The following is a 22,233-nucleotide window of genomic DNA, read 5'->3' as shown; positions in this document are numbered from 1 at the left end:
CAATAAGCGCATCACCGACAATTACATATCGCTTTCTATTTGATTTATAACTTTTATTAAGTAGATCGCCTGCTTCGCAGTCGCTTCTACATATCGGTCATCGTTCCCCTACGACAACCGTCAAATCCGAACGGAAAGATAACAGGTGCGGCACGACCGACAAATCACGATAAGGCATCAATCATCACGTTTTATCGGCAATTCAAAACGAAACGACCGCGAGTGGTGCCTGATAATCTACGCGCGTGACTTAATCCGCGAGTTTTTCTATCGACACAGCAGGTGAACAGGCGACAAGGCGACGCGGAAAGTACCGGCTTCGAGGCACGGACACGTCGCCCACGCGCTTCAAATAAAAACGCGGATGACAATCCGACACCGGACACGACATCCGGCGCGGCTTGTCATCCGCGTTGAAAATCCGACGTGCCTGCGGGACGTCAGCTGTAGTCGTACACCCCCCGCCCCGTCTTGCGCCCCAGCCGCCCTGCCGACACCATCTCGCGCAGCAGCGGGCACGCGCGGTACTTCGTGTCGCCGAAGTCCTTCAGGAACACGTCCATCACCGCGAGACACACGTCGAGCCCGACGAGGTCGGCCAGCGCGAGCGGCCCGATCGGATGGTTCGCACCGAGCTTCATCCCCGCGTCGATCTCCTCGGCCGACGCGATGCCTTCGGCCAGCACGAAGAACGCTTCGTTGATCATCGGCACGAGAATCCGGTTCACGACGAAACCCGGCGCGTTGCGCACGCCGATCGGCGACTTGTCGAAACGCTCGGTCAGCGCACGCACCGCGGACGCGGTCGCGTCGCTCGTCTGCAGCCCGCGGATGATCTCGACGAGCGGCATCAGCGGCACCGGGTTGAAGAAGTGCATGCCGACGAAGCGCGACGGATCGGCGAGCAGCGCCGCGAGCGCGGTGATGGAGATCGACGACGTGTTGGTCGCGATGATCGCATCGGGCCGCGCGACAGACTCGATCTGCTTCAGGATGCGGCTCTTCAGCTCGACGTTTTCGGTGGCGGCCTCGATCACGATGTCGACTGCGGCGAGCCTCGCGTAATCGGTCGACGTCGTGATGCGCGCAAGCGCAGCGTCACGTGCGGCGGCGGCGAGCTTCTCCTTCGACACGAGGCGCTCGAGGCTGCCCTTCAGTGCGGCGACGCCCTTGTCGAGCGCCGCATCGCTGACGTCGATCATCACGACGTTCAGTCCTGCAACGGCGGCGGTCTGCGCAATGCCGTTGCCCATGGTTCCGGCGCCCACGACGCCGACGGTTTCGATGGCCATGACGATTCCTGTGTGTTCGGGTGCTGAACGGTCGATTATCAGATGTTCTCGAAGATCGCCGCAATGCCCTGGCCGCCGCCGATACACATCGTCACGAGCGCATAACGCCCGCCGATGCGCTTCAGCTCGTACAGCGCCTTGACCGTGATCAACGCACCCGTCGCACCGATCGGGTGACCGAGCGAAATGCCGGAGCCGTTCGGGTTGACCTTGGCCGGGTCGAGGCCGAGCTCCTGCGTGACCGCGCATGCCTGTGCGGCGAACGCTTCGTTCGCCTCGATCACGTCGAGATCGGTGATCTTCAGGCCCGCGCGCTCGAGCGCCTTATGCGTGGCCGGCACCGGGCCGATGCCCATGTACGCCGGATCGACACCCGCATGCGCATACGCGACCAGACGCGCGAGCGGCTTCACGCCCTGCGCGCGGGCGGCGTCCGCGCTCATCATCAGCACCGCGGCAGCGGCATCGTTGATCCCCGACGCGTTGCCGGCCGTCACCGTGCCGTCCTCCTTCACGAACACCGGCTTCAGCTTCGTGAAATCGTCCGGGCCCGCGTCGTGGCGCACATGCTCGTCGGTATCGAACGCGACCTCGCCCTTCTTCGTGCGGATCGAGATCGGCAGGATCTGATCCTTGAAGCGGCCTTCCGCGATCGCGCGCGCCGCGCGACGATGCGATTCGAGCGCGAGCGCATCCTGCGCATCACGCGAAATGCCGTATTTCTTCGCGACGTTCTCGGCGGTCACGCCCATGTGGATCGTCTGGAACGGATCGTGCAGCGCGCCGAGCATCATGTCGACGAGCTTCGCATCGCCCATGCGCTGGCCGAAGCGCGCGGACGGCACGCTGTACGGCGCGCGGCTCATGCTCTCGGAGCCGCCGCCGATCGCGACGTCGGCATCGCCGAGCATGATCGTCTGCGCGGCCGACACGATCGCCTGCAGACCCGAGCCGCACAGGCGGTTCACGGTCAGCGCCGGCGTATGCTGCGCAACACCGCCGTTGATCGCCGCGACGCGCGCGAGATACATGTCCTTCGGTTCGGTGTTCACGACGTGGCCGAACACGACATGCCCGACCGCGTCGCCCGGCACGTTCGCGCGCGACAGCACTTCGCTCACGACCTTCGCACCGAGATCGGTCGGCGAAAAATCCTTCAGGCTCCCGCCGAAATCGCCGATCGCGGTACGGACACCGCTCACCACCACGACTTCCTTCGCTGCATTGCTCATCGTCTCACTCCGGTTCGTTCGCGCCCGCGGGCGCGGGGATGCGTTACATGTTCGGGTAATTCGGCCCGCCGCCGCCTTCGGGCGTGACCCACACGATGTTCTGCGTCGGGTCCTTGATGTCGCAGGTCTTGCAGTGCACGCAGTTCTGCGCGTTGATCACGAGGCGCTCGCTGCCGTCGTCGTTCTTCACGAACTCGTACACCGCCGCCGGGCAGAACCGCGCCTCCGGCCCCGCATACGTGCGCAGGTTCACGTTCACCGGCACGCTCGCGTCCTTCAGCGTCAGGTGCGCCGGCTGGTTCTCCTCGTGGTTCGTGTTCGAGATGAACACCGACGACAGCCGGTCGAACGTCAGCTTGCCGTCCGGCTTCGGATACTCGATCGGCTCGCACTGCGACGCCGGCTTCAGCATCTCGTGATCCGCGTGCTTGTGGTGCAGCGTCCACGGCACGTTGCCGCCCATCACCTTCTGCTCGAGCCCGACCATCAGCGTGCCCAGGTACAGGCCCTTGGCCATCCACTGCTTGAAGTTGCGCGCGCGGTACAGCTCCGTGTGCAGCCACGATTGCTTGAACGCATCCGGGTACGCGTTGAGCTCGTCCGACTGACGGCCGGCCTGCAGCGCGTCGAACGCCGCGTCCGCCGCCAGCATGCCCGTCTTGATCGCCGCGTGGCTGCCCTTGATGCGCGACGCGTTCAGGAAGCCCGCGTCGTCGCCGATCAGCGCGCCGCCCGGGAACACCGTCTTCGGCAGCGACAACAGGCCACCGGCCGTGATCGCGCGCGCGCCATACGACACGCGCTTGCCGCCTTCGAGGAACGCGCGGATCGACGGGTGCGTCTTGTAGCGCTGGAATTCCTCGAACGGCGACAGGTACGGGTTCGTGTAGCCGAGGCCCACCACGAAGCCGACCACCACCTGGTTATTGTCCATGTGGTACAGGAACGAGCCGCCGTAGGTGTCGGACTTCAGCGGCCAGCCGGCCGTGTGGATCACCAGGCCCGGCTTGTGCTTGGCCGGATCGATTTCCCACAGCTCCTTGATGCCGATCCCGTACGCCTGCGGATCGGCGTTCGCGTCGAGCTTGAACTTCGAGATCAGCTGGCGGCCCAGATGGCCGCGGCAGCCTTCGGCGAACAGCGTGTACTTCGCGTGCAGCTCCATGCCGAGCTGGAAGTTCTCGGTCGGCTCGCCGTCCTTGCCCACGCCCATGTTGCCGGTGGCGACGCCCTTCACCGAGCCGTCGTCGTTGTAGAGAATTTCCGCGGCAGGGAAGCCCGGGAAGATCTCCACGCCCAGTGCCTCGGCCTGCTGGCCCAGCCAGCGCGTGACGTTGCCCAGCGAGATCACGTAGTTGCCGTGGTTCTTGAAGTTGTCCGGCAGCGCCCAGTTCGGCGTCGTGACGGCGCTTTTCTCGGACAGGAACAGGAAGCGGTCTTCCGTCACCTCGACGTTCAGCGGCGCGCCGCGTTCCTTCCAGTCGGGGAACAGCTCGGTGATCGCGCGCGGGTCCATCACCGCGCCCGACAGGATGTGCGCGCCGATCTCGGAACCCTTCTCGAGCACGCACACGCCGATCTCGGTGCCCTTCTCGGCGGCCAGCTGCTTGAGCCGGATCGCGGCCGACAGCCCGGCCGGGCCGCCGCCCACGATCACGACGTCGTATTCCATCGATTCGCGCGGGCCGTATTGCGCGAGCAAGTCCTGTGTGGTCAAAATCCTGTCTCCTCCTGCGCCCCGACCGCGATGGTCAGAACTGGTCTTCCGTCAACGCGAGCACGCTCTCGTTGCCCTTCGCGCCGACGATCGACGCTTCGAGCGCGCCGGCCTGCACGAGGACGTGTTCCGCATAGCATTGCGCGATCGCGATCTTCGCATCGAAGAACGCCGTGTCGCTCGCGCGGTTCGCATGCGCCGCCAGCAGCGCGCGCGCCATCTGCCATCCGCACAGCACCACGCCCGCCAGCTTCAGATACGGCACGCTGCCGGCGAACACCGCGTTCGGGTCCTGCTTCACGTTCGCGAGCACGTAGTCGACCACCGTCGACAGCGCGCGCGCACCCTTTTCCAACTGCGCCTTCATCGATGCGGCCGCCGCGCCGTCCACCTTGCCGAGCGCCGCGACGGTGTCGCCGATCTCCGCGGTCAGCGCCTTCGCCACCGCACCGCCGTCGCGCATCGTCTTGCGGCCGACCAGGTCGTTCGCCTGGATCGCGGTCGTGCCTTCGTAGATGGCGAGGATCCGCGCATCGCGGTAATACTGCGCGGCGCCGGTTTCCTCGATGAAGCCCATCCCGCCGTGCACCTGCACGCCGAGGCTCGCGACGTCGTTCACCATCTCCGTGCTCCAGCCCTTCACGACCGGCACCAGATATTCGTAGATTGCCTGATGACGCGCCCGCGTCGCCTCGTCCGAATGGCGGTGGGCAATGTCGCTGTGCGCGGCTGCCACGTAGGCCAGCGCCCGCGCGCCTTCGGTCAGCGCACGCATCGTGCCGAGCATGCGGCGCACGTCCGGGTGATGGATGATGGTCACGGACTGCTTCGCCGAACCGTCGACCGGGCGGCTCTGCACGCGCTCCTTCGCGAACGCCGCCGCCTTCTGGTATGCGCGATCGGCCACGCCGATGCCCTGCATCCCGACGCCGAAGCGAGCGGCGTTCATCATGATGAACATGTATTCGAGGCCGCGATTCTCCTCGCCGACCAGATAGCCGATCGCGCCGCCGTGGTCGCCGTATTGCAGCACCGCGGTCGGGCTCGCCTTGATCCCGAGCTTGTGCTCGATCGACACGCAGTGCACGTCGTTGCGTGCGCCGAGCGAACCGTCGTCGTTGACGAGGAACTTCGGCACGATGAACAGCGAGATGCCCTTCACGCCTTCCGGCGCGTTCGGCGTGCGCGCGAGCACCAGGTGGACGATGTTGTCCGCCATGTCGTGCTCGCCCCACGTGATGAAGATCTTCGTGCCGAACACCTTGTACGTGCCGTCGCCCTGCGGCTCCGCGCGCGAGCGCACCAGTGCCAGGTCCGAGCCGGCCTGCGGCTCGGTCAGGTTCATCGTGCCGGTCCATTCGCCCGAGATCAGCTTCGGCACGTAACGTTGCTTCTGTTCGTCGGTGCCGGCCGTCAGCAGCGCCTCGATCGCGCCGTCGGTGAGCAGCGGGCACAGCGCGAACGACAGGTTCGACGCGTTCAGCATCTCGATGCACGGCGTCGCAATCAGCTTCGGCAATCCTTGACCGTCGTATTCGGCCGGGTGCTGCAACCCTTGCCAGCCGCCTTCGACGAACTGGCGGAACGCGGCGCCGAAGCCGGGCGTCGCCGTCACGACGCCGTCCTTCCAGCTGCTCGGATTGCGGTCGCCCTCGACGTTCAGCGGCGCCAGCACTTCACCGCAGAATTTCGCGGATTCGTCGAGCACGGCCTGCGCGGTGTCGTAGCCGGCGTCCTCGAAGCCCGGCAACTGCGCGACGGTGTCGATGCCCGCGAGTTCCTTCAGCACGAACAGCATGTCCTTGACAGGGGCGTTATAGCTCATGGTCGATGTTCCAAATCAGGCGGTGAATGAGGCGCGCGGCCCGCGCGGCTGCGGCAAAAACGGCCAGCGCCGGGCGACGTCGTAAGCCATCGTAATGCCGCGCCGGCGGTTTTCCATTGTCATATCCGGCCCACATGGTGACAAAACCGGCCACGCGATGCACGCGACGATAACGAAAACATGCGCCCGGGACGGGCGTGGTCGACGGCCGGCTTCGCCACCGGCGACGCGCAATCGGCGTGCCGGCGGGCTGCGCCGGGCGGCAGTGCTGTATTCGATTCGGGGCATGCCGAAGAAATTCGTCACCGATCCGCATGGCGTCCGGCGCCAAATCGGCCGCCCTTTTTCGCCGTCCGCGCTCGCGCGTTTCTGCGTAGACTTTCGTCACATCATGCCAGGCAAGCGCAGGAGCGGAAACCGCGCGGCATACCGCGCGCCATTGACCTGCCGGCCGGTTGGAATCGCCAGTGGGCAGCGGGCCATCGGAAGCCGCACGGGAAGCCGGTCATGGGACGCCCGTGTCGTCCCGCCGCGCGGCAGCGTCGCAGCGTGGCAGCGGCCGCTCGATCGCGGCGTCAACATCCGTTCGGCCGACGCGATATCCGCCGCGCGTGGATAAAACGCAACAGAACATCGGAACACGCGATCGATATATTTGTGCACTCGATAGCGCCGTCGTTATGCGGCATACTCTATCCGCATTCAGCGAACGATCGTTCTATTTGCGACGCGCACCCTCGCACACGCCACTAAACACGCACATGATTCTGGTACCTTGACGCACCGGCCCGCGTGATTCGCGATGGCCATCACCGATCCATCACCCATCTTTCCTACTATGACATTACAGATTGGGATTCCTCTGGAGACAGCCACTCAGGAACGGCGCGTGGCGACCGTCCCCGAAGTGGTCGAGAAACTGATCAAGCTGGGTTTTACGGTGGCCGTCCAAAGCGGCGCCGGGGCCGGCGCGAACTTTGACGACGATGCGTACCGCGCAGCCGGCGCAACGGTGGTCGCGACCGCCGCCGAGCTCTGGTCCGGCAGCGACATCGTGTTCAAGGTGCGCCCGCCGAGCGCCGACGAAGTCGCGCTGATGCGCGAGGGCGGCACGCTGATCGGCTTCGTGTGGCCCGCGCAGAACCCCGAGCTGATGCAGCAGCTGGCCGCGAAGCGCGCCACGGTGCTGGCGATCGATTCGCTGCCGCGCACGCTGTCGCGCGCGCAGAAGATGGACGCGCTCACGTCGATGGCCGGCATCAGCGGCTATCGCGCGGTGATCGAGGCCGCGCATGCGTTCGGCCGCTTCCTGAACGGCCAGGTCACGGCGGCCGGCAAGATCCCGCCGGCCAAGGTGTTCATTGCCGGCGCCGGCGTGGCCGGTCTCGCCGCGATCGGCACGGCCGCGAGTCTCGGCGCGATCGTGCGTGCGAACGACACGCGCGCCGAGGTGGCCGATCAGGTCAAGTCGCTGGGCGGCGAATTCGTCAAGGTCGACTACGAAGAGGAAGGTTCGGGCGGCGGCGGCTATGCGAAGGTGATGAGCGAAGGCTTCCAGCAGGCGCAGCGCGCGATGTACGCACAGCAGGCCAAGGACGCCGACATCATCATCACCACCGCGCTGATTCCCGGCAAGCCCGCGCCGAAACTCATCACGGCCGACATGGTGCAGTCGATGAAGCCCGGCAGCGTGATCGTCGACATGGCCGCCGAACAGGGCGGCAACTGCGAGCTCACGGTGCCCGGCGAATCGGTCGTGCGCCACGGTGTAACGATCGTCGGCTATACCGATCTCGCATCGCGCCTGTCGCGGCAGTCGTCCACGCTGTATGCAACCAACCTGCTGCGCGTGATCGAGGAGCTGTGCAAGGCGAAGGACGGCACCATCAACGTCGACTTCGACGACGATGCGATCCGCGGCCTCACCGTGATCAAGGAAGGCAACGTCACCTGGCCGCCGCCGCCGATCAAGCAGCCGGCCGTCGCGCCCAAGCCGGCTGCGGCCGCGCCCGCGGCGGCCGCACCGGCGAAGTCCAAGGGCCACGGCCATGGCGGCGAGCCGATGTCGGCCAAGGCGCTCGCGATCGTGTTCGCGATCGGCGCGCTGGCCTTCCTGCTGGTCGGCCAGTTCGCGCCGTCGAGCTTCCTGTCGCACTTCACGGTGTTCGTGCTCGCGTGCTTCGTCGGCTACATGGTGATCTGGAACGTCACGCCGTCGCTGCACACGCCGCTGATGAGCGTGACCAACGCGATCTCGTCGATCATCGCGATCGGCGCACTCGTGCAGGTCGCGCCGCCGCTGGGCGAGCTGGCCAATGCCGGCGACCGTCCGTCCGGGCTGATCCTCGGCCTGGCGGTGGGCGCGCTCACGCTCACGGCCGTCAACATGTTCGGCGGCTTCGCGGTCACGCGCCGCATGCTGGCGATGTTCCGCAAATAAGGGGACGACAACGATGACTTCCAACCTGACTACCGTCTCCTATATCGGCGCCGCGATCCTGTTCATCCTCAGCCTGGGCGGCCTCGCCAATCCCGAAACCGCACGCCGCGGCAACGTGCTCGGCATGATCGGCATGCTGATCGCCGTGCTGGCGACCGTCGCCGGTCCGCGCGTGTCGGCCGCGGGCATTCCGTACGTGATCGCGGCGCTCGTCGTCGGCGGTGCCGTCGGCCTGTACGCCGCGAAGAAGGTGCAGATGACGCAGATGCCGGAGCTGGTCGCGCTGATGCACAGCCTGGTCGGCCTCGCGGCCTGCCTCGTCGGCTTCGCGAGCTACATCGACACGTCGCTGCAGTTCACGGGCGCGGAGAAGACCATCCACGAGGTCGAGATTTATGTCGGGATCCTGATCGGTGCGGTGACCTTCGCGGGCTCGATCATCGCGTTCGGCAAGCTGTCCGGCAAGATCGGCGGCAAGCCGCTGCTGCTGCCGGCGCGGCACTGGCTGAACCTGGCCGCGCTGCTGATCGTGATCTACTACGGCCGTGCGTTCCTGCATGCGGAAACCATCCAGGACGGCATGCTGCCGCTCATCGTGATGACCGTGATCTCGCTGCTGTTCGGCGTGCACATGGTGATGGCGATCGGCGGCGCGGACATGCCGGTCGTGGTGTCGATGCTCAACAGCTATTCGGGGTGGGCGGCGGCGGCCACCGGCTTCATGCTCGGCAACGACCTGCTGATCGTGATCGGCGCGCTGGTGGGCTCGTCCGGTGCGATTCTGTCGTACATCATGTGCCGCGCGATGAACCGCAACTTCATCAGCGTGATCGCCGGCGGTTTCGGCAGCGGCGCGGGCGCACCGGCGGCGGCCGGCGGCGGCGCGGCACAGCCGGCCGGCGAGGCGGTCGCGGTCAGCGCGGCGGAGACGGCCGAGCTGCTGCGCGAGGCGAAGCGCGTGATCATCGTGCCCGGCTACGGGATGGCGGTCGCACAGGCGCAGCACACGGTGTTCGAGCTGACGAAGCTGCTGCGCGAGAAGGGCGTCGACGTGCGTTTCGCGATCCACCCGGTTGCGGGCCGCATGCCGGGGCACATGAACGTGCTGCTGGCCGAAGCGAAGGTGCCGTACGACATCGTGCTCGAAATGGACGAGATCAACGGCGACTTCCCCGAGGCCGACGTGTCGATGGTGATCGGCGCGAATGACATCGTGAACCCGGCCGCGCAGGATGACCCGTCGAGCCCGATCGCCGGCATGCCGGTGCTCGAAGTGTGGAAGGCGAAGACGTCGATCGTGATGAAGCGCAGCATGGCTTCGGGCTATGCGGGCGTCGACAATCCGCTGTTCTACAAGGACAACAATCGCATGTTGTTCGGCGACGCGAAGTCGATGCTGAATGAGATCTTCGGCGCTCTGAAAGCCTGAGTACGGCCGCGCGCGCGGAGCGGGCAGCGATCCGCTCCGGCGCCGCGCGGCGCCTGCCTCTCCCGACGGATGGCGGATTCGCGCGCATCGCTGCGGCCCGACATCGTCCCTCCCGCCTCCCTCTTCCATCGGGCCACGCCTGCCGACGTAGCGCGCGCGGCGCGCATCGAGCGTTACCCGGCGACGAAAAAGCGGCATCATGTTCACCCTCTTCCGCCCCGGAATCCATGATGATGAATATCGATACCGACCTGCCGGTGATGGTGACCGGCGCGACAGGCTACGTTGCGGGCTGGCTCGTGCAACGGCTGCTCGAAGCCGGCGTGACGGTGCATGCGGCCGTGCGCGATCCCGACGACCCGGGCAAGCTCGAGCATCTGCAACGCATCGCGGCGGGCAAGCCCGGCACGATCCGCTATTTCCGCGCCGACCTGCTCGAACCCGGATCGTATGCACACGCCATGGCCGGGTGCGGAATCGTCTTCCATACCGCGTCGCCGTTCACCGTTACCGTTCGTGATCCTCAGAAAGAGCTGGTCGATCCGGCGCTGCTCGGCACGCGCAACGTGCTCGAGACGGCGAACCGCACGCCGTCGGTCCGGCGCGTCGTGCTGACCAGCAGTTGCGCCGCGATCTACGGCGACAACGCCGATCTTGCCGCGACGCCGAACGGCGTGTTCACGGAGGCGATCTGGAATACCAGTTCGTCGCTCGCGCACCAGCCGTATTCGTATTCGAAGACGCTCGCCGAACGCGAAGCATGGAAGATCGCCCATGCGCAGCAACGCTGGGATCTGGTGACCATCAATCCGTCGCTCGTCATCGGGCCGGGCATCAATCCGCATGCAACATCGGAGAGCTTCGCGATCGTCCGGCAGATGGGCAACGGCACGATGAAAATGGGCGTGCCCGATCTCGGCATCGGCGCGGTCGATGTGCGGGAGGTTGCCGACGCGCACGTGCGGGCCGCGTTCCTGCCTGAGGCGAACGGCCGCTACATCGTGTCGGGTCACGACACCAGCCTGCCGGCGATGGCCGCGACGCTGCTGGAACGGTACGGCGCCGACTACCCGATTCCGCGGCGCATCCTGCCGAAGTGGCTCGTGTGGCTGGTCGGCCCGCTGGCGAACAAGAGCGTCACGCGTCGCGTCGTCGCCCGCAACGTCGGACTGCCGTGGCGCGCCGACAATAGTCGCAGCCGCAACGAACTCGGGATACGCTACCGGCCGCTCGCCGAGTCGATGAACGACTTCTTTCAGCAACTGATCGAAACCGGGCAACTGAAGCGGTGACCGCCTCCTGATTGCACCGGGCTAGCCGGTCGTGCCGTTCGACCTCGGCGAATGCCTCTGTGCGTTGCTGCCGCGCGCGCCCGATACGCGGCGCAGGGCCGCGCGCCGTCCGCGCGACGAGCCAGGCGACGACAGGGAGCCATCCATGGGATCGCCCGAAGGATGCCGGTTATGGGAGCGGGTTCGAATGCACCGCGCGACGCGCTACGTGCGCCGCCGATAAGTGCCCGGCGTGCTGCCCGTCCAGTGGCGGAACGCGCGATGGAACGCGCTCGGATCGTCGAAGCCGATATCGGCGCCGATCGCCGCGATCGTGTCGAGCGTGTCGGTGAGCCGCTGGATCGCGATGTCGCGCCGCAGTTCGTCCTTGAGCGCCTGGAAAGTCGTGCCTTCCGACGCGAGATGACGGCTCAGCGTGCGCACCGAACAATGCAGATGCTCGGCCGCCTGGTCGATCACCGGCAGGTTGGGCAGCGCCTCCGACAGGTATTGCCGCACGCGATGGCATACGAGCTGTTCGCTGAACGATTCGAAGATCCAGTCGCCGGGCGCGCGTGCGAGGAACTTGCGCAGGTTGCGCTTGCTCTGCCGGATCGGGGCGTCGAGGTAGTCGGCGCTGAAGCGCATCAACGTGCGTTCGCAGTCGAACTGCACGGAACCGGTGAAGAAGTACAGATGCTCGACCGCATGGCGCGGACGCGGGCACGCGAACTCGATCTGCAACAGCGGGATCTTCTGCCCGATCAGCCACGAACACACGCCGTGCACGAGCTTGAGCATCAACTCCTGGCCGAGCGCGCCGATCGGGCCGATAGCCGGGTTCGGCCGCAGCAGCACCTGCGCGACCAGGCCGTCGCGCTTCGATTCGACGAAGAAGTCGTCGAGCAGGATATGGAAGAACTGGCCGAAACGATGCAGCGCCGTTTCGAGGTTGCGCGCATCGAGCAGGCTCAGGCACAGATACTTCAGCGTGCCGCCGCGCAGCGGGCGCGAGAAGATGCCGGGCATCTCGTCGTCGAGGTCGATCGCGAGCGTGCGGTACAGCGTCGAGAACTGCTCTTCCGTCACGCGCGCATGCGGCTCGCCGAGCAGCTCGAGCGAAATGCCGGCCCCGCGCAGGTAGCGCTCGACCACGTCGCGCTGCGCGCCCGCACTCGCGAGAAAGCCATTGACGAGCGAGATCGGCACCGTCGCGCTCGGCGACGGCAGCGCACGCCCGGGCTGGGCGGAAGGTGAGTCTGAACCGGTCATCGCGTCCCCGTCGGTCGAACCGCTCGCATTGTACTTGAGCGGCCCGGGCCGGGCCTTCGGGGCCTTCGGAGCTTTCGGCGCACCGGCTCGCGCGCCGTCGGGCGCGCGGCGCTTCGGCGCCATCAGTCCGCGCGGCTGAGTTCCCGGCGCAGGATCTTGCCGACCGTCGACTTCGGCAGCCGGTCGACCAGGCGGATCAGCTTCGGCACCTTGTAGGCCGCGAGATTCGCGCGGCAATGCGCGACGATCTCCGCTTCCGTCACGACCGCCTCCGGCGCGAGCACCACGAACAGCTTGACCGCCTCGCCGGTGCGCTCGTCCGGCACGCCGATGCACGCGCACTCGGCCACGCCCGGCAGCGACGTGGCAGCGGCTTCCACCTCGTTCGGATACACGTTGAAGCCCGACACGATGATCATGTCCTTCTTGCGATCGACGATCTTCAGGAAGCCGGCCGCGTCGAACACGCCGATGTCGCCGGTGCGGAAGTAGCAGTCCGCGGTGAACGCGGCGGCATTCGCGTCCGGCTTGCGCCAGTAGCCGCCCATCACCTGCGGGCCCTTCACGCAGATCTCGCCCGCTTCGCCGATCTCGACCTCGCGATCCTGGTCGTCCAGCAGCTTCACGTCGGTCGACGGCAGCGGCACGCCCGTCGTGCCGGTGAACGCATCGACCGACTGCGGGTTGAACGTGACCACCGGCGACGTCTCCGACAGCCCGTACCCTTCGCGGATGAAGTTGCCCGTCACCGCCTGCCAGCGCGCGGAGATCACGTCGATCACCGCCGCGCCGCCGCCCGCCGACAGCTTCAGCCGCGACCAGTCCACTTCCTTCAGCCGCGGATGGCTCGCGAGCCCCGCATACAGCGTATTGACGCCGACGAACACGGAAGGCCGCGCGGCCTTCAGCACGTCGATGAAGCCGTCCATGTCGCGCGGGTTCGCGACCAGCCAGTTCTCCGCGCCGATCGCGAAATAGGACAGGAAGTTCACCGTCAGCGCGAAGATGTGATACAGCGGGATCGCTGTGACGACGACCTCCTCGCCCGGCTGACGCGCGGCCGGCACGATCGCCGCGAACTGCTCGATGTTCGCGACGAGGTTGCGGTGCGACAGCGCGGCCCCCTTCGACAGCCCGGTCGTGCCGCCGGTGTACTGCAGCAGCAGCAGGTCGGCGCCGCCGAGCGCGACCGGCTCGAACGCGAGCGATTCGCCGGCGGCGATCGCGTCCGCGAGCGGAATCGAGCCGGGCGGCAGCGCGTCGCACGCGCCGGCCGGCGCATCGACCACGCCGAGATCGCCGCGCCCGACACTCAGCACGGTGCGCATGCGCGTCTTGCCGACCACGTCGGCGAATGTGCCCATCGATCCGCCGCACACCACGCCGACTTCGGCACCGGCGTCGTTGAGCTGATGCTCGAGCTCGTGCGCGGTGTACAACGGATTCACGTTGACCTGGATCGCGCCGATCCGCGCGAGCGCGACGAACACGACCGGAAACGCGAGCACGTTGGGCAGCATCACGGCCACGCGGTCGCCCTTGCGCACGCCCACGACCCGCTGCAGATACGCGGCGAGCGCGGCCGACCGGCGGTCGACGTCGGCGTAGGTCAGCGTGCGGCCGAACGCGCGGAACGCAGGGCGATCGGCGAAGCGGCGCATCGCTTCGTCCAGCAGTGCGGTTACGGAAGGATGGCGATCGGCATCGATCTCGGCGGGGATCGAGCCGTACGACCCGATCCAGTGTCTCTTCGTCATGTCCTGCTCCTCGGGGGACGGCGCCGGGCAGCGCCGTTCGCACGGCGGCCCGCGCACCGGATGCGTCTGGGCCGTCGCCTGATCGGCGACTATCGCCTGCCAACGATGCTTTGAAAATGATCCCGGCGGTCGAAAAGATGATCGAAACGGACACGCCGGCGCGCGGCGCGCCGCCATCCACGCGGTACGCCCGCGCGTCGATTGGCCGTTGCCGAGCCATGCAGGCCTGCTCGCATCGGGGTGAACCCTATGGTGCGCCCGCGCGTTCGGGCGCAGAATCGCGAACCCGGAACGGTATCGAATCGGACGCAGAACCAGCCATGCCGCGCAGTGCGCTCTTGACCCCGACGGCCCTCGGCGCGGCCCCGCTGCCGGACGCCCCGCTCGCCCACGCACTGCGCGAGAAGCGCTTCTCGCCGGCCAAGCTGGCCGTGCTCGTCGGTGTGGCCGGGGAACTCGGCCTCAACCCGGCCGACGTGCTCGACGGCACCGGCCTGTCGCCGGACGCCGTCACCGACCCGTTCACCCTCACGTCGCAACTGCAATTCCTGCACGCCGCGCGCAACGCGATCGGCCGCTACGACGGCACCGATCTCGGCGTGCGCGTCGGCCGCCGGCTGCATGCGTCGAGCTACGGCATGTACGGCTACGCGATGCTGTGTTCGGAATCGCTCGCGCATGCGTTCGATTCGGCCGTCAAATATCACCAGCTCGCGAACGGAATGCTCGCGATCCGCTGGGTCGAACAGGGCGACACCGCGTCGTGGCTGTTTCCGGATCCGCACGAAACCGCGCTGCCGGAACCGGACCTGCCGCTCTACCGCTTCCTGATCGACATGCAGTTCGCGCTGCACGTGACGATCATCAAGGACGTGATGGGCGCGTGGTGCGTGCCGGCCCGCGCGCAGTTCGCGCAACCGCGACCGCCGCATGCGGCGCTATTGTCCGATGCGCTCGAATGCCCGATCGCGTTCGATCAGCCGCACCATGTGTTGAGCTACCCGGCCGCATGGCTCACCCGCGCGCCGCAGCTCGCGAACCCGATCACGGCCGCGCAGGTATCGTCGCACTGCGCGCGGCTGCTCGACGAATTGCGCAGCCAGGCGGGTGTCACGCGGCGCGTCTATCAGGAGCTCACGCGCACGCCCGGACAGTTTCCGGACATCGACGCGATCGCCGACACCCTGTGCATGACGTCGCGCACGCTGCGCCGCAAGCTCGATGCAGAAGGCACGTCGTACAGCGAGTTGCTGACGAGCGTGCGCAAGGCGCTCGCGATCGACTACCTGTCCACCACCACGCTCAGCACCGAGGACATCGCACTCACGCTCGGCTTCAGCGACGCAGTGGGATTCCGTCACGCATTCAAGCGCTGGACCGGCACGACGCCGAGCGACGTGCGGCGCAAGCGCGGCGGATAAGCGCCGCGCGTCGCCGAGCGGGCTGCGTCGCCGGTTTCAGTGCGCGTCGCCGGCCGCCGGCTGCGCGACCGCCAGCGCGAACTCGAACACCGCGCCGCGCCCGTCGCGATCGACGAGCCGGATCGCGCTGCCATTGAGCGCCAGCATCCGGTGCACGATCAGGAGCCCGAGCCCGCCGCGCGTCGCCGCACCGCCGCTCGTCTGCCGCTGCGGCCGCTGGAACAGCCCTTCGCGCCGCGCGGGCGGAATGCCTTCGCCGGTATCCGACACGGTCACCACCACGCGATCGTCCCGCGGCGTCAGCGTCACTTCGACTTCGCCATGCTGCGGTGTGTGCCGCAATGCGTTGTCGAGCAGATTGGTGAGCACGCGCTCGATCATCCCGAGATCGGCCGACACGACCGGCACGCGCGGCGGGATCCGCGCATGCAGCGTGACGCCGCGCGACTGCGCCGCGAGTTCGAACTTCTCGAATACGTCCTGCACGAGATCGACGAGCGAGAATGGCTCGCGCTCGGCCTGCACGCCGCCCGATTCGAGCCGCGCGAGTTCGAACAGCGCCTGCGCGAGCCGGCCGACCTTCGTGCTCTGCGCGAGCGCGATCGACAGGTAGCGGCGGCGCTCGGACTCCGCGAGCGCGTCGGACTTCAGCGACAGCGTCTCCAGATAGCCGTGCAGCGACGTCAGCGGCGTGCGCAGGTCGTGCGAGATGTTCGTGATCAGCTCGCGCCGCTGCTGGTCCTGGCGCGTCAGCGCGCGCCACTGGTCGCCGATCCGGTCGGCCATCTGCGCGAACGCGGACTCGAGCACCGCGATGTCGTCGCCGCGCCGCCCCGGCGGCGAGCGCGGCACCGGCGGCTGCGTGTCGGGCGCGGCGTTCGCGTCGAAGCGGCGCATCGCGTCGGTGAGCCGGCGCAGCGGGCGCGTGATGAAACTGAACGCGGTCAGGCCGGCGAGCAGGCCGAGCAGCGCGACCAGCGCCATCGACCACAGCGTCGTGCGCAGCACGTTGCCGGCGTCGACGCGCGCGGCCAGCCGGTCGTGCGCTTCCCCGAGCAGCACCACGTAGATGTAGCCGGACGGCGGCTGTCCCGCACGCTGCAGCGGCGCGGCGCTGAACACCTTGCGTGCGTCGGGGCTGCGGGGATCGTCGCCGAGGATCGGCAGCGGCTCGCCCGCGATGAAGCGCTGCACCGGCGCGAGATGGACGCGGTCGCGCTTCACGTGGCCCGGCGGCGCATCGTCTCCGCGGATACGCCCGGCGTTGTCGAGCAGGTAGACCTCGACGCTCGGGTTCACGCCCATCAGCTGGCCGAACAACGTGCGCACGGCATCCGGGCGCAGCCCGTTCGCGTCCATCAGCGGCGCGCTGCTCGCGATATGCGCGGCGAGATCGCGCGACAGGCCCTGCACGACTTCCTTCTCGCGCATGTCGTTCGCGCGGATCTGCAGCCACGCCGACGCGCCCGAGCATGCGAGCAGCAGGATCGAGAACACGAGCGACAGCCGCTGGGTGAGGGTCAGCTTCATCACGTGTCCCGCTGATCCGGCGCGGCGAGCTTGTAGCCGCGCCCCCACACGGTGAGGATGCGCACGGGTTCAGCCGGATCGGCCTCGATCTTCGCGCGCAGCCGGTTGATGTGGGTGTTCACGGTGTGTTCGTAACCTTCGTGCTGGTAGCCCCACACGGCGTTAAGCAGGTCCATCCGCGAGAACACCTTGCCCGGATGCCGCGCGAAGAAATACAGCAGGTCGAACTCGCGTGGCGTGAGGTCGATGCGCGCGCCGTCGACGGCCGCTTCCCGCGCGATCGGGTCGATCGACAGCCCGGCCACGTCGAGCGTGCCCGCGTCGATCCGCGAATCGCGCGCGAGTGCATCGACGCGCCGCAACAGCGCCTTGACCCGCGCGACGAGCTCGAGCACCGAGAACGGCTTCGCGAGGTAGTCGTCGGCGCCGAGCTCGAGGCCGAGGATCCGATGTACCTCGCTTGAGCGCGCGCTCGTGATGATGATCGGCGTGTAGCGCGCCATCGCGCGCGCGCGCCGGCAGATTTCCAGGCCGTCGACGCCGGGCAGCATCAGGTCGAGGATCAGCGCATCCCAGTTGCCCTGTTCGAGCAGGCGCAGCCCTTGCGTGCCGTCCGCGCTGTGGACCACTTCGTAGCGCTCGTCGCGTAGGTGCAGGCTCAGCACGTCGGCGATGTCGGCATCGTCCTCGACGATCAGGATGCGTTTGGGGTGGTCCATGGCGGTCGGCGGCGGCACGTCGGTGGCGGTCTCGGCTGGTTTCGAGGAGTCGTTCCGGTTGCCCCGTCTCGACCGGAAGGCCGGCCTGCCGGGGCGATTCGCGGCAGCAACGCCGCGCTGTCGCCATTGTGCAAAATTTTGCGGCGCAGAGGGATCACAAATCGTTTAAGTTTGGATCCAGGCCGTCGGCCAGGCCTTCCTGGCAACCCATGCCGATCCGGCCCCGGCCATTCGCAATGCGCGCGAGCGCGCACGCGCCGCGCGTCTGCGGGGCGGCGTGCGGCCGCCGTGCTGGAATTCGCGAATCCGGGCGCGGCTTCAGGTTCCTGCGCGTCCGCCTCTCGCCGCGCCCGCAGACGCGTTCCGTGTGACAGCTACGCGGGCGCACGAGCGGCCCGCGCGGAAAGGCCGGTTCATGAAGGTCGCCAGCCCGGCCGCCTACATCTTCCCCGCCAGATGAAACCGCGACGCCGGATGCCACAGCCGGACCGACGTGGCGACGTGCTCGCCGACCCACGTGCGGCGCTTCAGCACGAGACACGGTTCGCCGATTTCCATCACGAGATGCCGGCGCACCTGCGCATTGGGTTTCTCCGCGTAGATCCGGAATTCCGCGCGCTGGATCGGGGCCAGCCGCACCATGTAATGGTTCGGTGTCTCGATCGTGAAATCCTGCTCCAGATAGGCCGGAAACAACGCCGGATTGACGTAGCGATCCTCGAACTGGATCGGCTCGTCTTCCTCGAAATGCACGATGCGCGAATGGAACACGGGCCCGGAACGCAGCCCCAGCGCGTCGATCGCGTCCGGGTCGACGCTGCGCTCGATCAGCAGCACGCGCGCGCTGTGCCGATGCCCGCGTTCGGCGATCTCGTCCGCGATGTTGCGGATCTCGAGCACCGTCGATTCGTAATGCCGGCGCTCGACGAAGGTGCCGGCGCCCTGGATGCGGGTCAGCACGCGCTCGGCCGTCAGTTCCCGCAGTGCGCGCGACACCGTCATCCGGGCCACGCCGAATTCCTTGACCAGCTCGGCCTCGGTCGGGATCGCGCCGCCCGGCTTCCAGTCGCCCTTCGCGATCCGCTCGACGACGTAGCGCTTGATCTGTTGGTAGGCCGGCAGTGCGCGCGCCGGCACGGCATCGCCCGATGCCCTCGCCGGTCGTGCGGAAGAGTGTCGTTCCGTTTCGTTCATGCACCCTCGACCGAATGATTGTTGGATGATCCGCCAGTGCCCGCCGGACGCTACCGCAACGACGGCGGTTCGCCAGCGACGATGCCGGTCGCGATCGCGATGTCGTCCGCAAGCGGCCGGTCGTCGTGGTAGGCCGGCACGCGTTCGCGCACATGGCGCCACAGCGCCTCGGTCGACGGCGCGGGCGCCGCGCCGTTCGCCTGCAGATCGTACGCCTGCGCGGCGGCAAGCAGCTCGATCGCGAGCACGCGCGTCGCGTTCTCGATGATGTCGAGCGCCTTCAGCGCGGCGGGCGTCGCGTGACACAGATGATCCTCCTGCAGCCCGGACGTAATGCCGCCGTCGAGGCTCGCCGGTGCCGCGAGCCGCTGGTTCTGCGCGACCAGCGCGACCGCTGTGTACTGCGCGATCATGAATCCCGAACACGTGCCGCCCGGTGCCGCGAGAAACGCCGGCAGCCCGCTCACGAGCGGATTGACCAGACGGTCCAGCCGCCGCTCGGCGATGGCCGCCACCTGCGCCATCGCGGCCGCGAGGCTGTCCATCGCCAGCGCAATGCCCGCGCCAACCGCATGCGCCTGCGAATGAACGGCCGGCGCGTCGCGCGTACCGGCGACGATCGGATTGTCGGTCACGGACGCGAGCTCGCGATCGACGACTTCCGCCGTCGCCGCGAACACATCGCGGGCCGCGCCATGCACGTGCGGGATCGTGCGCAGGCTGAGCGGATCCTGCGTATGCCGGCCATTCGCCGCCGCAAGCATCGGGCTGTCGGCAAGCATCGCCCGCAAGCGCGCGCCGACGTGCGCGATACCCGGCGAAATCCGCAACGCGAGCGACGCCGGATCGAACGCCGCGAGTTGTCCGCCGAGATTCTCGAAGCTCGTCGCCGCGATCCAGTCGGCCCAGTCGAGCAGCCGTTGCGCGCGCGCCAGCGCGAGCGCGGCGAGGCCCGTCACGCACGGCGTGCCGTTCACCAGGCTCAGCCCCTCTTTCGCGCCGAGCACGAGCGGTTCGCGGCCGATGCGACGCAGCGCTTCGGCGCCGCCGATGCGTTCGCCGCGGTGGCGTGCATGGCCGTGCCCGATGCAAACGAGCGCGACGTGCGCCATGTGGGTCAGGTAGCCGACCGAGCCGTGCGCCGGCACCTCCGGCAGGCAATCGTGCTCGAGCAGCGCGACGAGTTGATCGACGACGTCGGCGCGCACGCCCGAATGCCCGTGCGCGTAGTTGTTGATCGCGGCCGCGATGATCGCGCGCGTTTCGGCCGCGCCCAGCGGCGCGCCGACACCGACCGCATGGCTCATCAGGATGTTGCGCGACAGCGTGCTCTGCTGCGCCGGCGACACGATCACGTCGCACAACGCGCCCACGCCGGTATTGACGCCGTATGCGCGAATCCCGCGCGCGACGATCTCGTCGACGAGTTCGCGTGCCGCGACGACACGCGCGCGTGCATCGTCGGCCAGTGCCAGCGGCTCGCCTGCCGCCACTGCTGCAACCTGTCGCCAGTCGAGCGGCCGTGCCGCACGGAATACGGTCATGGCAGCCTCAGTTCGCGGTACGGTCGTGGTGGCTCGACACGAATTGCCGGAAACGCTCGGAGCACTGGCCGCCGAACAGGTCGTCGGGCGTGCCGTCGGAGTCGACTTCGCCCTGATGGAGGAACATCACGCGATTCGACACGTGCCGCGCGAAGCCCATTTCATGCGTGACGACCAGCATGGTGCGCCCTTCTTCCGCGAGCGAACGCATCACGCGCAGCACCTCGCCGACCAGCTCCGGGTCGAGCGCGGACGTCGGTTCGTCGAACAACATCACCTTCGGATGCATCGCCAGCGCGCGGGCGATCGCGACGCGCTGCTGCTGGCCGCCCGACAGGTGCGCCGGATAGTAGCCGCGCTTGTCGGCGAGACCGACGCGCGCCAGCAGCGCCTCGGCCTCCTCGACCGCTTCCGCGCGGCTGCGCTTCTGCACGCGCAGCGGCCCCTCGACGAGGTTGTCGAGCACCGTCATGTGCGACCACAGGTTGAAGTTCTGAAAGACCATGCCGAGCTGCGAGCGAATCCGGTCGACCTGGCGCCGGTCGCTCGGATGCAGCTTGCCGTCGCGCGCGCGCTTCATCGCGAGCGTTTCCCCGGCAAGCGCGACGGAGCCGTCGTCGGGCGTCTCGAGCAGGTTCAGGCAGCGCAGGAACGTGCTCTTGCCCGACCCGCTCGCGCCGAGGATCGAGATGACGTCGCCCTCGTGCGCATCGAGCGAAATGCCCTTCAGCACGTGATGCGCGCCGAACGACTTGTGGATGTTCTTGACCGACAGCGCGACGGGAGCAGCGGTGTTCATCGGATTCTCCTGGAAAGGATGGAGGCGCTCGGGATTCAGGATGCGACGCGCCGGGGATTGCGCGTCGCCGCGACGGGCGCATCGGACGGCTTGGGCGCACGCAGGTGCCCGGAGAGCCGCCATTCGAGCGCGCCGAGCAGGCGCACGACGATGAAGTTCAGCGCCAGATAGATGAGCGCGGCGCAGACGAAGACTTCGGTCGTCCGATAGGTTTGCTGGATGATCTGCTGCGCGACGCCCGTCACTTCCCACACCGTGACGAGGCTCGCCAGCGCGGTCGACTTGACGAGCAGCACCGCTTCGGTCGAATAAGCGGGCAGGCACTGGCGCAGCGCGATCGGACCGATCACGCGCCGCAGCAGCGCGAAGCCCGACAGCCCGATCGAATAACCGGCCTCGATCTGCCCGACCGGCACGGCCATCAAGCCGCCGCGCAGGATTTCGGCCGTGTAGCCTGCCGTGCACAGCGCGAGCGACAGCACCGCGCACACATATGGCTCGCGCAGCAGCGGCCACATGAAGCTCTCGCGGATCACGCCGAACTGGCCGAGCCCGTAATACACGAGGAACATCTGAATCAGCAGAGGCGAGCCGCGAAACACGAGGATGTAGGCGCGCGCGAAGCGGTTCGGCAGCCAGCGCGGCGACACGCGCATCGTGACGATCACGAGCGACAGCAGGCCGCCGAGCACGAGCGACGCGAAGAACAGGCCGAGCGTGGTCGGCACGGCGGCGAGCAGCTGGCGCAGCGTATCGAAGAGAAAGGCGAAATCGATGGACATGCACGTTCT

Annotated in this window: 17 protein-coding genes; 5 read left to right on the top strand and 12 right to left on the bottom strand. The window is 67.6% G+C overall.

Annotation, left to right across the window (positions count from 1 at the left end; all coding sequences use genetic code 11):
• Positions 1 to 440: 440 nt before the first annotated feature.
• The 4 genes from WS51_RS26475 to WS51_RS26460 all read right to left on the bottom strand — a co-directional run bounded on the left by WS51_RS26475 (position 441) and on the right by WS51_RS26460 (position 6,066).
• On the bottom strand, positions 441 to 1,292 hold the full coding sequence (locus WS51_RS26475; RefSeq protein ID WP_060339232.1) for a 3-hydroxybutyryl-CoA dehydrogenase: 852 nt from the start codon (positions 1,290 to 1,292) through the stop codon (positions 441 to 443).
• 38 nt (positions 1,293 to 1,330) lie between these two features.
• On the bottom strand, positions 1,331 to 2,524 hold the full coding sequence (gene bktB, locus WS51_RS26470) for a beta-ketothiolase BktB (RefSeq protein ID WP_060271914.1): 1,194 nt from the start codon (positions 2,522 to 2,524) through the stop codon (positions 1,331 to 1,333).
• Between the two features lie 43 nt (positions 2,525 to 2,567).
• Positions 2,568 to 4,196 (bottom strand): electron transfer flavoprotein-ubiquinone oxidoreductase, encoded by a 1,629-nt coding sequence (locus tag WS51_RS26465; RefSeq protein ID WP_081053358.1) that lies wholly within the window; start codon positions 4,194 to 4,196, stop codon positions 2,568 to 2,570.
• 79 nt (positions 4,197 to 4,275) lie between these two features.
• On the bottom strand, positions 4,276 to 6,066 hold the full coding sequence (locus tag WS51_RS26460; protein ID WP_069230057.1) for an acyl-CoA dehydrogenase: 1,791 nt from the start codon (positions 6,064 to 6,066) through the stop codon (positions 4,276 to 4,278).
• A 286-nt stretch (positions 6,067 to 6,352) separates the two neighbouring features.
• On the opposite strand from WS51_RS26460, the gene WS51_RS32295 reads away from it, so the two are divergent.
• The 4 genes from WS51_RS32295 (at position 6,353) to WS51_RS26445 (ending at position 11,227) form a co-directional block, all read left to right on the top strand.
• Entirely contained in the window at positions 6,353 to 6,685 is a 333-nt protein-coding gene (locus WS51_RS32295) for a hypothetical protein (RefSeq protein WP_155773626.1), read from the top strand.
• A gap of 219 nt (positions 6,686 to 6,904) precedes the next feature.
• The gene (locus WS51_RS26455) at positions 6,905 to 8,506 is read left to right on the top strand and encodes a Re/Si-specific NAD(P)(+) transhydrogenase subunit alpha (RefSeq protein ID WP_069230056.1); all 1,602 of its coding nucleotides are present in this window, start codon (positions 6,905 to 6,907) and stop codon (positions 8,504 to 8,506) included.
• A gap of 13 nt (positions 8,507 to 8,519) precedes the next feature.
• The gene (gene pntB / locus WS51_RS26450) at positions 8,520 to 9,935 is read left to right on the top strand and encodes a Re/Si-specific NAD(P)(+) transhydrogenase subunit beta (RefSeq protein WP_069230055.1); all 1,416 of its coding nucleotides are present in this window, start codon (positions 8,520 to 8,522) and stop codon (positions 9,933 to 9,935) included.
• Positions 9,936 to 10,168: 233 nt separating this feature from the next.
• Positions 10,169 to 11,227, top strand: a complete 1,059-nt coding sequence (locus WS51_RS26445; RefSeq protein ID WP_196481005.1) for an NAD-dependent epimerase/dehydratase family protein — start codon at positions 10,169 to 10,171, stop codon at positions 11,225 to 11,227.
• Between the two features lie 204 nt (positions 11,228 to 11,431).
• On the opposite strand, the gene WS51_RS26440 is transcribed toward WS51_RS26445, so the two are convergent.
• The gene (locus WS51_RS26440) at positions 11,432 to 12,601 is read right to left on the bottom strand and encodes an AraC family transcriptional regulator (protein WP_059544802.1); all 1,170 of its coding nucleotides are present in this window, start codon (positions 12,599 to 12,601) and stop codon (positions 11,432 to 11,434) included.
• Positions 12,601 to 14,235 carry an AMP-binding protein gene (locus WS51_RS26435; RefSeq protein ID WP_069230054.1) on the bottom strand — a complete coding sequence of 545 codons (1,635 nt, stop codon included), beginning with the start codon at positions 14,233 to 14,235 and terminating at the stop codon, positions 12,601 to 12,603. Before WS51_RS26435 ends, WS51_RS26440 begins: the two co-directional genes overlap by 1 nt.
• Positions 14,236 to 14,555: 320 nt before the next feature.
• Between WS51_RS26435 and WS51_RS26430 the strand changes: the two genes are divergently transcribed.
• A complete protein-coding gene (locus WS51_RS26430; RefSeq protein ID WP_069230053.1) occupies positions 14,556 to 15,656 on the top strand; it encodes an AraC family transcriptional regulator in 1,101 nt (366 codons plus the stop codon).
• Positions 15,657 to 15,692: 36 nt separating this feature from the next.
• Here WS51_RS26430 and WS51_RS26425 read toward each other — a convergent pair whose 3' ends face one another.
• The 6 genes from WS51_RS26425 to WS51_RS26400 all read right to left on the bottom strand — a co-directional run bounded on the left by WS51_RS26425 (position 15,693) and on the right by WS51_RS26400 (position 22,224).
• Entirely contained in the window at positions 15,693 to 17,186 is a 1,494-nt protein-coding gene (locus WS51_RS26425; protein WP_069230052.1) for a sensor histidine kinase, read from the bottom strand.
• Positions 17,186 to 17,905 (bottom strand): response regulator transcription factor, encoded by a 720-nt coding sequence (locus WS51_RS26420; RefSeq protein WP_059449274.1) that lies wholly within the window; start codon positions 17,903 to 17,905, stop codon positions 17,186 to 17,188. Before WS51_RS26420 ends, WS51_RS26425 begins: the two co-directional genes overlap by 1 nt.
• Positions 17,906 to 18,343: 438 nt before the next feature.
• The gene (gene hutC, locus WS51_RS26415) at positions 18,344 to 19,099 is read right to left on the bottom strand and encodes a histidine utilization repressor (RefSeq protein WP_059449275.1); all 756 of its coding nucleotides are present in this window, start codon (positions 19,097 to 19,099) and stop codon (positions 18,344 to 18,346) included.
• A 50-nt stretch (positions 19,100 to 19,149) separates the two neighbouring features.
• Positions 19,150 to 20,643: an HAL/PAL/TAL family ammonia-lyase gene (locus WS51_RS26410; protein WP_060129387.1), complete on the bottom strand. Its 1,494-nt coding sequence runs from the start codon at positions 20,641 to 20,643 to the stop codon at positions 19,150 to 19,152.
• A 7-nt stretch (positions 20,644 to 20,650) separates the two neighbouring features.
• On the bottom strand, positions 20,651 to 21,442 hold the full coding sequence (locus WS51_RS26405; RefSeq protein ID WP_059449277.1) for an ABC transporter ATP-binding protein: 792 nt from the start codon (positions 21,440 to 21,442) through the stop codon (positions 20,651 to 20,653).
• 35 nt (positions 21,443 to 21,477) lie between these two features.
• Entirely contained in the window at positions 21,478 to 22,224 is a 747-nt protein-coding gene (locus WS51_RS26400; RefSeq protein WP_069230051.1) for an ABC transporter permease, read from the bottom strand.
• Between the last annotated feature and the right edge of the window lie 9 nt (positions 22,225 to 22,233).

Origin of the sequence: Burkholderia territorii (assembly GCF_001718335.1) — a bacterium.
Taxonomy (GTDB): domain Bacteria; phylum Pseudomonadota; class Gammaproteobacteria; order Burkholderiales; family Burkholderiaceae; genus Burkholderia; species Burkholderia territorii.
Note: the sequence above shows the minus strand (reverse complement) of the source record. Positions and strands in the feature narration are given on the sequence as shown.

What these genes read in the sequence shown, in the direction of transcription:
- WS51_RS26475 (WP_060339232.1), bottom strand. Translation starts at nt 1,292, where the DNA reads ATGGCCATCGAAACCGTCGGCGTCGTGGGCGCCGGAACCATGGGCAAC.
- bktB (WP_060271914.1), bottom strand. Translation starts at nt 2,524, where the DNA reads ATGAGCAATGCAGCGAAGGAAGTCGTGGTGGTGAGCGGTGTCCGTACC.
- WS51_RS26465 (WP_081053358.1), bottom strand. Translation starts at nt 4,196, where the DNA reads ATGGAATACGACGTCGTGATCGTGGGCGGCGGCCCGGCCGGGCTGTCG.
- WS51_RS26460 (WP_069230057.1), bottom strand. Translation starts at nt 6,066, where the DNA reads ATGAGCTATAACGCCCCTGTCAAGGACATGCTGTTCGTGCTGAAGGAA.
- WS51_RS32295 (WP_155773626.1), top strand. Translation starts at nt 6,353, where the DNA reads ATGCCGAAGAAATTCGTCACCGATCCGCATGGCGTCCGGCGCCAAATC.
- WS51_RS26455 (WP_069230056.1), top strand. Translation starts at nt 6,905, where the DNA reads ATGACATTACAGATTGGGATTCCTCTGGAGACAGCCACTCAGGAACGG.
- pntB (WP_069230055.1), top strand. Translation starts at nt 8,520, where the DNA reads ATGACTTCCAACCTGACTACCGTCTCCTATATCGGCGCCGCGATCCTG.
- WS51_RS26445 (WP_196481005.1), top strand. Translation starts at nt 10,169, where the DNA reads ATGAATATCGATACCGACCTGCCGGTGATGGTGACCGGCGCGACAGGC.
- WS51_RS26440 (WP_059544802.1), bottom strand. Translation starts at nt 12,601, where the DNA reads ATGGCGCCGAAGCGCCGCGCGCCCGACGGCGCGCGAGCCGGTGCGCCG.
- WS51_RS26435 (WP_069230054.1), bottom strand. Translation starts at nt 14,235, where the DNA reads ATGACGAAGAGACACTGGATCGGGTCGTACGGCTCGATCCCCGCCGAG.
- WS51_RS26430 (WP_069230053.1), top strand. Translation starts at nt 14,556, where the DNA reads ATGCCGCGCAGTGCGCTCTTGACCCCGACGGCCCTCGGCGCGGCCCCG.
- WS51_RS26425 (WP_069230052.1), bottom strand. Translation starts at nt 17,186, where the DNA reads ATGAAGCTGACCCTCACCCAGCGGCTGTCGCTCGTGTTCTCGATCCTG.
- WS51_RS26420 (WP_059449274.1), bottom strand. Translation starts at nt 17,905, where the DNA reads ATGGACCACCCCAAACGCATCCTGATCGTCGAGGACGATGCCGACATC.
- hutC (WP_059449275.1), bottom strand. Translation starts at nt 19,099, where the DNA reads ATGAACGAAACGGAACGACACTCTTCCGCACGACCGGCGAGGGCATCG.
- WS51_RS26410 (WP_060129387.1), bottom strand. Translation starts at nt 20,643, where the DNA reads ATGACCGTATTCCGTGCGGCACGGCCGCTCGACTGGCGACAGGTTGCA.
- WS51_RS26405 (WP_059449277.1), bottom strand. Translation starts at nt 21,442, where the DNA reads ATGAACACCGCTGCTCCCGTCGCGCTGTCGGTCAAGAACATCCACAAG.
- WS51_RS26400 (WP_069230051.1), bottom strand. Translation starts at nt 22,224, where the DNA reads ATGTCCATCGATTTCGCCTTTCTCTTCGATACGCTGCGCCAGCTGCTC.